The following is a 12,983-nucleotide window of genomic DNA, read 5'->3' on the forward strand; positions in this document are numbered from 1 at the left end:
TAGCTAACGTTGTAAATTATGAATCATCTCGTCAATTGACAATATCTTCTCCTCTAATTGCAGGGTCCGGCTCACACGGCTGATATGCGGCTGCTTGAGCATACTTTCCATTAAAACTTCCGTATTCCAAAAGATGTCCCGTTTATTTCCTTCAGCAATCTTTTTCCGATTGGCCATGACAATCACACTGTCAAAATTATTGACGACAAATTCCATATCATGTGTAATCGTTATCACGGTTTTTCCTTCGGCGGTCAAGGTGCGGATAATCGCACCCAAGCGTTCCATCGCCAACAAATCCTGACCCGCAGTTGGCTCATCGAGGATAATCACACTTGAGTCCATAGCCAGTACGGATGCGATCGTGACAAACTTCCTCATTGAAAACGGCAAATTATAAGGATGCTCTTTTAAAAAAGGGACGACGCCCGCAAGCTCGGCAGCTTTCATCACATTTTCTTTGATTTTTTCCGGGGGCAAACCGAGCATTTTCGGAGCAAACTCAATTTCACTATAGATATCACTGTGAAAAATTTGATCATCCGGGTTTTGAAACACATACCCGACTTTCCGTGAAATTTGCGCCGTCGTATAGTCCTTCGTATTCCAGCCATCGATGGTGACATTGCCTTCTTGTGGTTTTAACAAGCCATTCATTAATTTAACGGCGGTGGTTTTCCCCGCCCCGTTTTGCCCGATAATCGCTACGGCTTCACCTTTTTTAAACGACATACTGACATTTTCTACTGCCTTAAAGCCGTTCGGGTAAGAGTAGGACACATTGTCCAGCGTTAAGAATGACATACCTGTCCCTCCTTTGCTGCCGCCACTGATTGAACGGTCTGTTTAGGATGCTCGTCTGCCGCTGAGTCAACCGTGCGTGCCTCCTGCTGTTCCATCACTGCTCGCACTGTCTCAATCGCTTGCTTCTCTGTCAGCGGAATCCGGTCAATACCCCAATTCCGCTTCCTCATTTCCAGGCCTAATAACGCATATTGCGGCAGGGCGGCACCGTGTTCCAGTACTTGTTCATCCGTAAGAATTTCTTCCGTCGGGCCTTGCATCACCACTTCGCCGTCCTTAAAAACAATGACCTGTTCCGCTTTTTCGGCAATTAATTCAATTTTATGCTCAGCTAGAATAATCGTTTGTCCTTTTAGCTTCATCAGCTCAATGATTTTAAAGATTTCTTCCGTCCCCTGAGGGTCAAGCTGCGAGGTCGGCTCGTCGATGACCAAAATATCCGGATCCATAACAATGATTGAAGCCAACGCAACCCGCTGCTTCTGCCCGCCTGAAAGCTCGTTTGGATTTTTCTCACGTAAATAGCCAATCCCGAGCAACTCAATTACATCATGGACCCGCTGCTTAATTTCCTCAACCTCGACACCGAGATTTTCTAGGCCGTAGGCAATTTCCTCAAAAACAGTGTCCTTCACACCGCTGATCTGGGTAAATGGATTCTGGAAAACATAGCCGATTTTCTGCGCCAGCTCACCCATGTCCCATTCCCGGATGTCCTTACCGTCAATCAGCACATCGCCGCGCAAATCCCCTTTATAAAAATGAGGAACAAAGCCGCGCAGAACGTTACAAAATGTGGTTTTTCCGCTGCCATTGGCACCAATCAGTGCGTAAAACCCGCCCTTCTCAATCTCGACATTTATTCCCTTTAATACATCACCATGACCGATCGGGTACCTGTATGCTACATTTTTCAGTTGAATATAACTCATAAAGCTACCCTCCAGACAATTATGGTGACCAGTAGAATCAATAATAGGATTCTCACAACGGTGTCTTTTTTCGTTTTGTCTATTCGGTATAGGCTAGTTTTTTTTACAGGAGCCGTGAAGGCCCTGGCTTCTAGCGTCAGCGCACGCTCCTCTGTGCTTGCCACCGAAGTAAGGATCAACGGCGTCAGCGTTGGCAGGAAGGCTTTGGCGCGCACACGTAAATTGCCTTCTGTTTCGACACCGCGTGTTTTTTGAGCGTCCATAATAGCCAGCGATAATTTCTTCATCTCCGGGATGATCGTTAACGTTGATAAGACCACGTAAGTAACCTTGGGAGGGAGGCCAAGCATTTCTAGCGAATACACGATATCCTTTACCGATGTAATACGAAAAAATAACAGCAGCGCCGAACCGATTGCCGCAATCCTGGATGTCAGCAACATAGCAAAATCAATACCTTCTTGTCTAAGAGAAAGAAAACTCCAGCTCCAAAGGATCGTATCGCCCGGATAGAAAAAACTTTGAATCATAAAGATAAAGATCGTTAAGACAAAAAGAGTTTTCATCACCAAGCTAAATAACTCTTTAAAAACTCCCGCATATAAGGCAATCAAAAGGCTTAGTGGCACCATTAAGTACCCATATAGATACCCTTCTACAATGAAAACAGAAATGATCATAAATAAGGAAATCAAGAATTTCGTGCTGGGATACAGATCAAGAATCAGATTTTTGGATTTCTCCATTTTGTCAATCCCTTTCATTATCGTAAACTAGGATTTAAAAAAATTTCCTCCGTAATTATGCTTAGAAAGATAACGATCAGACATCTTCTTCACAATGGTGTAAGTGATTAATAAAGACAGAATCTTATCAATACTTTCGACAATAATATTTTTCGTGAATACAGCCTCCCAGATTTGCTGGCCAGATGCCAATAAAACGGCCGTTACGGATGAAGAAGCATCGCCAGTGGAGCCGCCGTATAACAGAACGCTGATAGGTGTAGCAGAGATGATTACGATAAGGGTTAAAATAATACCTGCAATCAATGTTTTTCCTATGCTAGTAAACATTTTTTTGATAGAAAAATAGCCGACGGTAAGTCCAATAATCATTGAAACAATCGCAAACGGCAGTTCAGTCGGAGCAAAGATTGACTTGATAACATTCGTTAGGCCACCTGTCACCATACCAACCCACGGACCCGCAATCATTGCCACCAGCATGGTGCCAATCGCATCTAAATATAGCGGGATTCTCAATACTTGAACAAGCTGTGAAATAACAACATTAATCGCGACGCCAATTGGAATAAGTAAAATTGCTATCAGTGTAAAATCATGCTTCAGACCTTTTTTCATAAATAAGTTCCCCCTGGGATATGTTTTTTTTATAAAAAATGGACTCTGGCTGGAAAATCTAGATGAGTGAAATGGGTAGGTTCTAATAAATATCATCATGCTGACAGATCGGATGAATTCGAAATAGGAAGAATTAGTTCAAATTTTCAATCGCATGGTACAGCAAATCAAGAATTCGTTCACGGTCGACCTCAAAGGCGACATCGACGTTTTTCGGTTTGCCCATGCGATGTTCCTTATCAACCACGGTCATCCCTCTCGTAAACTCCCCCTTCGTCTCGACTTCGACATTGCACGGTGTAACCGTAAATAATGATGGGTCAATCAGATGTGCCACGGCACATGGATCATGCATCGCATCGGCCCGGCCATCTCTGAAATAAAAATCAAGCATACCTGCGACAGCTGTCCCCGTTTTATTGCCGATGTGGCGGATTCGGTCAATATCTTCTTTGTACATCGGAATTTGGTTGGTGACATCTAGGCCAAACATCGTAATCGGAATCCCTGAGTTAAAAACAATTTTTGCAGCATCGGGATCAACATAAATATTGAATTCTGCCGCAGGAGTACGGTTGCCGCCATAACATGCTCCACCCATAATCGATAGGTGGTCAATATTTTCAATGACCTCCGGATGGGACTTAATCAACAAGGCAATATTGGTAAGTGGTCCAATCGCCACAATCGTCACCTTCTGCGGGGAGCTTAGAATCGTTTCCCGCATCGCTTCCAAGGCTGAGCGGCTGCTTTCCGGATAATGAGGCTCGCCCAATTCCACTCCACCAAAACCAGTTTCGCCATGGGCAACTTCCGCGAGCACTAATTCATTGATTAACGGTCTACGGGCACCTCGGGCCACTTCAATTTCTTCGCCGACATAGCTGACGAGCTTTAAAGCATTAGCGGTGATCTTGTCACTGGTCTGATTGCCCGCGCAGGTGGTGATGAGTTTTAAATCCAGTTCATCAGAGGAAATTGCCAATAGTATGGCTAATGCGTCGTCAATTCCTGGATCGCAGTCAATAATAATTGGTATGGACATGTCTGAACTCCTTTTTCTAGGTTTCTAGTTTTTTTGTACTTTCACGTAAAATTAACGCTGGTTCTAGGTACTGGGTTTTCGTTACGGCATCACCTCCCTTGGTCATTTGTTCGAAGAGAATTTCGGCGGAGAGCTTGCCCATCTCGTAAACAGATTGCTCAATGGTCGTTAATCTCGGGTGCAATAACTGGTTATATTTAATATTGTCAAACCCCACAACCGAGAGGTCATCGGGAATGGAAATACCCATTTCGGCGGCGGCTTGATAAACACCAAACGCCATTAAATCGTTAAACGCAAAAACCGCGGTCACTTTCTGTTTCGCTAAAAGTTCTCTGGCGGCAAGGTACCCGCCCTCCATTTGAAAATCACCTTCAACAATCAGGTCCGGGTTGGAGGCAATCCCTGCTTCAGCCAAAGCTCTTTGGTACCCTTGCAAGCGGGCTTTCGAGTTTGGATAGCTGGTTGGCCCTGTAATACAGCCGATTTGGGTATGCATGAGCTCGATTAAGTGCTGGGTTGCGAGATAACCCGCTTTTTCGTTATGTATCGAGACAACGCTAAACTTGTGATCTTCCACACCTCGGTCAAGTAACACGAATGGAATTTTCTCAACTGAAAGGATATCTTCGAGCTGTTGGATGGTTTCAGCACAAGAATAGGTAAAAATAATCCCATCAACATTTTTTTCCTTCAATAAGCTTACATACTCCAACTCTCTCTTCGGGTCTCCGTCTGTATTGCATAAAAAAACATTATAGGAATGCTGATTTAAAAAATCCTCAACGCCCCTGACAAGCTCGGGAAAGAACGGGTTCCGAATGTCTGGAATAATTAACCCAATGGTGTTTGTCTGTTTGGTAATCATACTTCTGGCAATCGAATTCGGTCGATAGCCAAGTTCCTCAATAATTTCAAGAACTCTTTTGCGCGTTGACTTGCTAATGCCTTCCGTCTTTTGATTCAGTACCCGCGAGACCGTGGTTATCGAAACATTTGCTTTTTTGGCAATATCTTTAATTGTTATTGACACGGCATCACCCCCAAATTATTTCCATATTAGATACAAAGAAAACGTTTTCTGAAAACGTTTTCTTAATTATAGATTCGTGGTCTGAATTTTGTCAATATTATATTTACTCGGAGATGATAAAATATGCGTTACCGAAATTTCATACCATTTCATCTATCTGTACTGGTATGAATAGAAGGATTAAGAGCTAACCGGTGTGTTCATAGCTACACTATCCACTCGTTTTTCAATGAATATTTTTATACTAGTTTACCATTTTTGGTATTTTGGCGCCTGACCCCCAGTGCATTCGGGCGTTTGCAGAAGTTTACGCTCTGGATGATAACCCGTAACAAAGAAAGGTTTGTGTGTGACTTTATCGCTGCCTGGGTAAAGGTAATGAATGCAAATCCCTTCGATCTTAATGGGTTGACCTTAAGAAAGCGCAACTTTCAGGTAAGTAAGTGTAAGAGGAAACTTGTCAATTTGACGGCGGTTTTTCTTGTGGGAGAGAAAAACAAAAGTATCATCTGGAGAACTCCTCTAGCACAACCGAATTCTTCCAAAAATATGTACGTAGGATTCTATGCTTCGCCATCTTAACCACTGCCTTTCCTCTTTTAAAATCCTTTCAATACTTTATATACTGTTTATTGAGGAAAAAGGACATTTGATTTTCATGAAAATGTGAGTGTTTTATGACAATACAATTACATAGTACCTAGCACTTTTCTGGTAGGCTATAAAAGAATTCTATGCCACTAAAAAACACACCGAAACATTGAAATATCAACATTTGGGAGTGTTTAATAGTTTTATGATTAAACTTGATTCTCTAAAATTACTAGAGGCTGAAAAGCAAAGCGACCCTCTAATGGATATTATTCTCTATCTTAGGATAAAGTGCTTATTGTTGTTGTTCTTTTTTATTTTCTTTTTCTTTTCCTTTTTCTTTTTGTCCCCGTATCGTATAACGAAGCGTGAACGTATCGTCAATCACTTCACACACATGATTTAGATCGATATTAATTTGATTTACTCTAGTGGCAAAGTCGATTTATGATGAAAATTTTGGAAAAACGACATATTATTCTTTTTCTTTGATGTACTCTATGAAGTAATCTATGGTATTGCTCGGGTCAACAAGAGCATTTCTAGGGGTCATCCTGAACCCCTCTTAACGTCAGGATGACAGAATTAGCAGTTCAATATAAGCTTTCAGACTAAGAAAATGTCTTTCAAACCCCACAGAGATTCTTCACACGAACACCCGGATCAAAAGCATTTATTTGATATGTTGGATCATATTTTTAATAAGAATTACCAGACATTAGCTTTATGATTGTAAGTTAGAAAAAAGGAAAAGTGCCATAAACCTTCCATATTTGGTTGGTTCCTGGCACTTTTCTTTGCTCAAACTCAAAGGCAAGTAAATGCTGACCCCCAGCGAGGTAAAGCTTTTATACACTGGGAGTCAGGTACTTCATTCAGTTTTCAACGTCAAGAGCTTACCATGCTCAACGTCTCTTCTCGTAAAACTGGCGATGGAGTTGGCGAACTTGCTTCGCGAGTTCAGGAACAGGGCCGTCAATTGTTGAATCACGAATAACATCTTGGATCGGAAGATTACGAACGCGCGATTCATTAACCCCCATTTCACTCAGCCATTGTACCAGCTGTTCGGATGAACTTGCATAAACGATCCGACCTAAACCAACCCAGCCGTGTGCCGCGGCGCACATCGGGCAATGTTCGCCCGAGGTATATACAGTCGCCTTGCTTCTTTCTTCAGATGTCATGTTCGCGGCTGCCCAGCGCGCCAAAGCAAATTCCGGGTGTTGGGTATGGTCACCACCTGCAACGTGGTTATGGTCTTCTGCAAGCACGTCTCCGTTGGCTGAGACAAGGACTGAACCGAACGGCTCGTCACCAATCTCCAAAGCATCCTTTGCAAGTTCAATACACCGTCGCAGATGCTTCAAATCTGAATCATTTATCATACTTGAATTCTCCTCCTACTGTTTTTATCTGTTGCATGGATATTCCGTAAACATGGCCTAATAACAAAAAGACACTGGGCTTTATATGCGCGTCTCGGTTTTGATAAATATATAATTTATAGATTTCACAATAATTCGAGTGCCTGACCCCCAATACATTAACGCTGTAGCCCGCAGGGGGCAGGCACTTTAGCTCAAAAAGAAAAAGTGCTAGGCATCCTCCATAAAAAGGGCACCTAAACCTTTCATCAAAAGTAATTAGCTTTGGATATCTAAATTAAACTAATCACCTTGTCCCACAATTTCCTCCAATCCAATTGCCACATCCGAAATCATATTCTTGGCATCATCAAACTGGCCTCTATATAGATTAATAAGAGGTTTGATAATGTATTTGTGGACTTTATCCTGGTCGTTTAAAATATCAATTGGGAGGTAGTAAGTTGTTGTGCTAATACCAGTTTCCGAAAAGTTTGTTACACAAAGCTTTCCATCTTCCGTTTTCACAACTTCTTCGTCATCTCTCCAACCTGCTACATAAAGTTCATTACTTTTATTCAATTTATCCTTTTCAGATTCCAAAAGTCCACAGGTTAAAAAGGGAATTGTATTCTCTATTCCATGCATGCTTCCATCAAATATTACATTAATACCTATTCCCTTATTCAGATTCCCACCCTTAGCAAACACTCGCTGTAAGAAGTATGGAAGCCAATAATCTGGAGAGCGAAAATGTGATGACCGATCCCACATGACGCTGCCACCGCTAACTGCCTTAAACCCTTCACTCTCCATCATGTCATTAATCACGATCATTAATTTACTGGTTTCTTGGCAGACTGTTTTCATCATATCGTAGATTTCTTTTATATCTTTTCCTGTTGCCATCCTCTATTCCCCCATCCAAAAATAGTTTTCCGTTTTTATTAGCTTACTAGCTTCAATTCCATTAAAAAGTAGTTGCTCCTGTTTCTCAGCTTCTTTCCAGAAATAGGAACCAGTTGCTGAGATTTTTCTTTTTGGTTTCGTGAATCCTTGATATGGAACCAAGCCTTTCCTTTGTAGCAAAGCCTTCAAATCTACTAGCAAATAGCGCATAGAAGGGGCATTTTTCCAGGTTTCCCTTGCATTCACTTCATCAATGACTCCCATGATGCTCATCCAGTTCACCCAAAAGAAATGATGTTCATTTTGATTAAAGTACTGTTTTTTCTGTAATACATTAAAGGTTTCTTCGATATCGTGCCTTGGAGAAGCATAATGGGCAGTTACGAAAAAGAGATATCGATTGCCTGCCGATTGAATGTATTTGTCTCTTATGACAGGATCACCGATATAGATTTTTCCGTCATGAAGTTCCTTATATAGTTCGGCAAGCTGGTCTCCGTCTAAATGCTCCAATGGATTGTTATCTTTATCAGTAGTGTCCTTTTCTCGCTGAGCATTACTTTTTCCAGAATGATATTTTGCCTCTATTATAATAGCGATTGTAGATTGATTCTTTTTCGTAAGGATGATCAGCACATCGGGTTCTCTGTTTAGATAGGTCGTCCTTGGCCAAAATACATAATCCGCTCCCACAATATCCTCGAGAAAATCAGGTGGGGCATTGTCCTTAAAGCTTGTTGCCTTTTTCAGAAATGGGATAAGTCCGTTGTTGACTTCAAGATACTTGAAGGTCGAAAATACATCTGAGGTTAGTAAATCTTCCATATGCTCATAAGAAGATAGCTTTCCGTGAATTTCAGCAATTGTCATAGTAAAACCACCTAGGTATGTATTGATTAATAACTATCTAAGAATATTCGACAAAAACTGTAAAATTCCTGTTATTATTATTGGAAATAAAAAGTGCACAGTTACCTTCCATATTTTTTGGAAGGTGCCTGTGCATTTTGCCATATTAAAGATTAATCATTTATGCCAGATCTCATCATTTTAAAATCTACGTTTACATTGACTTTGGCGTCCTTATACATTTTATGCCATTTTTCATCTGTAAGCTTTGAGTGACGCACGGAGGCTCTGTATACTTCACCTAGTCCAATCACATCTGAATTTTTGGATTGACAATAAGTAATGAGATTTTCAACTCGCTCTTCCATTTGTTTTGAAACTTCCTTTTCAAACAATTTTAAATTATTTGATTTAGTCAAATCAATATCACTATTGATATCAATCAGTCTTGCATTAAGTTTTATTTTTATGTCAAATTCAAGATTCGTTTCGTTTACAAGCTTTAAATCACTACTACTATGTATGGTATCTAAGGAGATGACTGTCCTGCCTTCTACATGACTTTTTCCCCTCAACTTGGGTGATTCACTCATGAAAATAAGATCCGTACTTCCAGCTTTGTATTTATCGTTAATTAATTTCAGGTAAAAGCTTTGATCTGTTGAAATTCTGCCAACTAAACGGTCATCTTTAAAAATCCCAACCCCAGTATACCTAACTTCCTTGTTATCAATGTTCTTTAGTATAGGCATAAATGGATCTCGTCCTACTGTGTAGTATCGATGCAAAGTCTCCTGTAAAGTAGCTGAAGGCATAAGTTCATCTTTTGTATTTTGTTCAATGAGTCTATATAAATGGATACCAATATTAGGGATGTGTAGATCATTCAGGTTTAACAAATCCCTAGCCTCCCCTTCCACAATGGAAAGATAAGATAGATCACTAATTGCGGGATCTTTCGTTAATGTTTCTGAAACATGAAGCATCCCCTGTTTACCTAATTCTTCCCCCAGTAGGATAACTCTTAGCTGTCCCGCTAACAATTTCTTTGATGTCTTCTTATTACCCGATGTATTAAGACCTCTTACGGAATAGGCTTGTGTTTCTACAATTTTTACATCCGTTTTGGCATCAGGCTCAATTTTTAATTCCACCGCTGTTCCATTAATCTTTCCTTTTTCTCCTACATCATATCCAATGGTGGTAATGAGACCAATTTCTTCAAGTATTTGGGGTTGAGCACAGCCAATTAGGCTGAAAATGGGTAACAAATATACAGCTAAAAATCTCTTTTTCATCATATTTGTTTCTCCTTAGATCCTTTTACTTTCTTTTTTATTAGTACGAAAACAAACAAAATGATAGGATAACAATAAGTAAGATAAAAAGCAGCGATAGCAAATGTATCATTAAAGTTGTTGATTTTCTGTCGTGTATTAAGAAATAAACTAGAAATAAAAAGAATTAATGAAAATATCCAAATAAAGTGAAATTCCTTTGCGTTAAATGTTCGATTCATTCCTCGGACAGCGGCCCATAAATAAAGCATGATATTAGGAATAATAATCAACATCCAAAATGCGATGGCTATGTATTCCATTCTCTCGATAAAAGGAAGCTTCACAATTTTAAATAAGGAAAGTGTTACCCAAATTGATTTTTCTAATTGTCCAGAACTAAGATAAGCAATCGCTATTAGTATAAGGAGCAAATATAAAATCGTTGTAGTAGCGATTGCCAAATGCGCGAATTTCTGAACCTTTTTTTTTTCATTCAAGTGAGGATAAATGGCATATAAGATTTCAAACCCAACGACTGTAAATGTCATTTTGAATGTACCTTTTAAAATGGCTGGAATGTTGCTTTCCAAAATGGGCAAAAAACTAGTGTAATCGAAATAACGAATGGGAAATCCAATAAGTCCTAGCATCCATATAGATAATATAACATTAAAAAAACAGACGCCCACGATTACTCGAACTCCACCTGTAACACCATAAACTACTATTAATAATAGAGAAATGGAAAAGAACCAGCTTGGAACTTGTGGAAACATCCAGGTTTGAATGACCTCTATATAATTTTTCATAATCACTAAAGAAGTTAATAAACAATAGAGGATATAAAGGCTATTCATCATTCTTCCCACCCACTTGCCATAAATGTCATGATGAATGCCATAAATATCGGAGGAACCGTAAACTTGTAATGTTTTTATTATCATAAAAACAATCAGATGGGTTAGAATGCCAGAGAGAATGACAGATATCCAAGCATCGTGCTTAGCTTCCAAAAAGATGATTCGTTGAAACCCCTGAATCCCAATTCCAACTTGTATATCATGAATAATAAAAAATAGTAAAAAGGTACTTAACAATAATTGTGGTTTGGGTTGATATTGAATGTCAATCCTTGTTCACCTACCTAAGTGTTCATTCTTTTTCTTTTGCATCTAAAGGATCGTATTTATAATCATCTTCGGGTCGAGTTTGTTTCGGTCTATTGTAAGTAAAAGTTAGTGGTAGTCTAATTACACTATCCTTCCAGTCAGCCAAACGAGGGGGATAAAAAGGCAACAGAACTGGAACACCTAGACTTGATTGTCGCAAAAGATGGATAAGTATAAAGCAAAAACCGAACATAATGCCATAAAAACCCCAAAAACCAGCCAATATAATGATAGGAAATCGTAAAACCCTTACAATGTTCCCCATTGAATAATTTGGTGTTGTAAATGATGCAAGGGCCCCTAGGGCGACAATAATAATTAATATATTACTTGTAAATCCTGCATCTACTGAGGCTGTTCCGATTACAATACCTCCAACGATACCTATGGTTTGTCCCACTTTAGTAGGTAATCTGGCAGCTGATTCTCTTAATAGTTCAATGATAAATTCCATAAATAATGCTTCCAAAATGGGGGGGAAAGGTACCCTTGCCCTTGATTCACTAAGAGGGATTAACAAGGTTTGTGGAATTACTTCATAGTGAAAGGTTAGAGCAGCTACGTAAAAGGCAGTGAAAAAAATAGAAAGAATTAGGGCGAACATTCTTAACAGCCTTAAAAATGTGGCAACTTGCCAATGAATATTGTTATCCTCCATACTTTGAAAAAATTCTAAAAAAGATTGTGGACAAGCAATGGCTAAAGAACTTCCATCTACCAAAACAACTAGCTTTCCCATTAACAGCCAACTACAAATTCTGTCTGGTCGCTCTGTTAATACCATCTGTGGAAAAATAGATAATGAATTATCTTCAATTAGTTGTAGTAAAACAGAACTATCTAAAATTCCATCTATATTAATTTTTTTAATTCTTTCACGTAGAAGGTCCACCATTTGCTGGTTAGCAATAGCATGAATGTGAACCAATGACACAGACGTAGTACTTTGAGTTCCAATTTGAATATTTTCAATAGATAGATTTGGATCGGTAATATATTTTCTTATTAAAGATAAATTTGTGCTAAGACTTTCATTAAAGGCAATCTGCGGCCCAATTACTTGTGTTTCATTCATCGCAGCTGATAAAGTTCGACCAGTATTTGAAGCGATCCTGGCAAAAATAACCTCTGATTCACCTTCTAGTTGGATGATGACATGTCCACTAATAGCTGACTGAATCACTTTATCCAACTGATTCGTTTTATCTTTTATTGCAACCGATAGCTGCTCCATAATATTTTCAATGCTATGAAATGATTGGTTTTTGATTTGTTCAATAATATCTTTATGGAGCAAGTTCATATCGATTAATGTATGAAGATAAAATAGAGTAATGCCTGTACCTGCAACATCGGTTTCTAGGATATCCGCACTGTGTTGAAGTCTTTTCCTGAATTCATTTGACATCTCTTCCCTATTAGTCGGGACCGTGTTATCTTCATCAACTGATTTCCCTTTTTCTTTTTTGTAATTTGTCAATTTTTTTTTGAAGAACATTTCTAGCTCCCCTTTAGAAAGTAAAAATTATTCATCTTATTGTTCACCACTTACTTCCAATTATTCATAAGAGCCTTGGGTAGAAAAATTTCTAAAAAACAAAAGTGCCACTAATCGAAATTTGCCGCATTCGAAAAGTGAC

General features: G+C 39.3%; 12 protein-coding genes. All 12 read right to left on the bottom strand.

What is annotated here, in order from left to right:
* Positions 1 to 3: 3 nt before the first annotated feature.
* A complete protein-coding gene (locus NSS81_RS01435) occupies positions 4 to 804 on the bottom strand; it encodes an ABC transporter ATP-binding protein (RefSeq protein ID WP_342431790.1) in 801 nt (266 codons plus the stop codon).
* Positions 792 to 1,736, bottom strand: coding sequence for an ABC transporter ATP-binding protein (locus NSS81_RS01440; RefSeq protein WP_342431791.1), 945 nt, complete (start codon positions 1,734 to 1,736; stop codon positions 792 to 794). Before NSS81_RS01440 ends, NSS81_RS01435 begins: the two co-directional genes overlap by 13 nt.
* Positions 1,733 to 2,500 (bottom strand): energy-coupling factor transporter transmembrane component T, encoded by a 768-nt coding sequence (locus NSS81_RS01445; protein WP_342431792.1) that lies wholly within the window; start codon positions 2,498 to 2,500, stop codon positions 1,733 to 1,735. The genes NSS81_RS01440 and NSS81_RS01445 overlap by 4 nt, the downstream gene beginning before the upstream one ends.
* A 9-nt stretch (positions 2,501 to 2,509) precedes the next feature.
* Positions 2,510 to 3,100: an ECF transporter S component gene (locus tag NSS81_RS01450; RefSeq protein WP_342431793.1), complete on the bottom strand. Its 591-nt coding sequence runs from the start codon at positions 3,098 to 3,100 to the stop codon at positions 2,510 to 2,512.
* A 133-nt stretch (positions 3,101 to 3,233) separates the two neighbouring features.
* A complete protein-coding gene (locus NSS81_RS01455; RefSeq protein ID WP_342431794.1) occupies positions 3,234 to 4,145 on the bottom strand; it encodes a nucleoside hydrolase in 912 nt (303 codons plus the stop codon).
* A gap of 16 nt (positions 4,146 to 4,161) precedes the next feature.
* On the bottom strand, positions 4,162 to 5,178 hold the full coding sequence (locus NSS81_RS01460) for a LacI family DNA-binding transcriptional regulator (protein ID WP_342431795.1): 1,017 nt from the start codon (positions 5,176 to 5,178) through the stop codon (positions 4,162 to 4,164).
* Positions 5,179 to 6,674: 1,496 nt separating this feature from the next.
* Positions 6,675 to 7,157 carry a nucleoside deaminase gene (locus NSS81_RS01465; protein ID WP_342431796.1) on the bottom strand — a complete coding sequence of 161 codons (483 nt, stop codon included), beginning with the start codon at positions 7,155 to 7,157 and terminating at the stop codon, positions 6,675 to 6,677.
* A 282-nt stretch (positions 7,158 to 7,439) separates the two neighbouring features.
* Complete coding sequence (locus NSS81_RS01470) at positions 7,440 to 8,045, bottom strand: hypothetical protein (protein ID WP_342431797.1); 606 nt, start codon at positions 8,043 to 8,045, stop codon at positions 7,440 to 7,442.
* Positions 8,046 to 8,048: 3 nt separating this feature from the next.
* Positions 8,049 to 8,915, bottom strand: coding sequence for a hypothetical protein (locus NSS81_RS01475; RefSeq protein ID WP_342431798.1), 867 nt, complete (start codon positions 8,913 to 8,915; stop codon positions 8,049 to 8,051).
* Positions 8,916 to 9,067: 152 nt separating this feature from the next.
* Complete coding sequence (locus NSS81_RS01480) at positions 9,068 to 10,195, bottom strand: Ger(x)C family spore germination protein (RefSeq protein ID WP_342431799.1); 1,128 nt, start codon at positions 10,193 to 10,195, stop codon at positions 9,068 to 9,070.
* Positions 10,192 to 11,271 (bottom strand): GerAB/ArcD/ProY family transporter, encoded by a 1,080-nt coding sequence (locus tag NSS81_RS01485; protein WP_342431800.1) that lies wholly within the window; start codon positions 11,269 to 11,271, stop codon positions 10,192 to 10,194. Before NSS81_RS01485 ends, NSS81_RS01480 begins: the two co-directional genes overlap by 4 nt.
* A gap of 55 nt (positions 11,272 to 11,326) precedes the next feature.
* A complete protein-coding gene (locus NSS81_RS01490) occupies positions 11,327 to 12,841 on the bottom strand; it encodes a spore germination protein (RefSeq protein ID WP_342431801.1) in 1,515 nt (504 codons plus the stop codon).
* Between the last annotated feature and the right edge of the window lie 142 nt (positions 12,842 to 12,983).

The organism is Neobacillus sp. FSL H8-0543, assembly GCF_038592905.1.
GTDB lineage: Bacteria > Bacillota > Bacilli > Bacillales > Cytobacillaceae > Neobacillus.

Excerpts from the sequence above, each read along its gene's own strand:
- NSS81_RS01435 (WP_342431790.1), bottom strand. The coding sequence starts at position 804 with ATGTCATTCTTAACGCTGGACAATGTGTCCTACTCTTACCCGAACGGC.
- NSS81_RS01440 (WP_342431791.1), bottom strand. The coding sequence starts at position 1,736 with ATGAGTTATATTCAACTGAAAAATGTAGCATACAGGTACCCGATCGGT.
- NSS81_RS01445 (WP_342431792.1), bottom strand. The coding sequence starts at position 2,500 with ATGAAAGGGATTGACAAAATGGAGAAATCCAAAAATCTGATTCTTGAT.
- NSS81_RS01450 (WP_342431793.1), bottom strand. The coding sequence starts at position 3,100 with ATGAAAAAAGGTCTGAAGCATGATTTTACACTGATAGCAATTTTACTT.
- NSS81_RS01455 (WP_342431794.1), bottom strand. The coding sequence starts at position 4,145 with ATGTCCATACCAATTATTATTGACTGCGATCCAGGAATTGACGACGCA.
- NSS81_RS01465 (WP_342431796.1), bottom strand. The coding sequence starts at position 7,157 with ATGATAAATGATTCAGATTTGAAGCATCTGCGACGGTGTATTGAACTT.
- NSS81_RS01470 (WP_342431797.1), bottom strand. The coding sequence starts at position 8,045 with ATGGCAACAGGAAAAGATATAAAAGAAATCTACGATATGATGAAAACA.
- NSS81_RS01475 (WP_342431798.1), bottom strand. The coding sequence starts at position 8,915 with ATGACAATTGCTGAAATTCACGGAAAGCTATCTTCTTATGAGCATATG.
- NSS81_RS01480 (WP_342431799.1), bottom strand. The coding sequence starts at position 10,195 with ATGATGAAAAAGAGATTTTTAGCTGTATATTTGTTACCCATTTTCAGC.
- NSS81_RS01490 (WP_342431801.1), bottom strand. The coding sequence starts at position 12,841 with ATGTTCTTCAAAAAAAAATTGACAAATTACAAAAAAGAAAAAGGGAAA.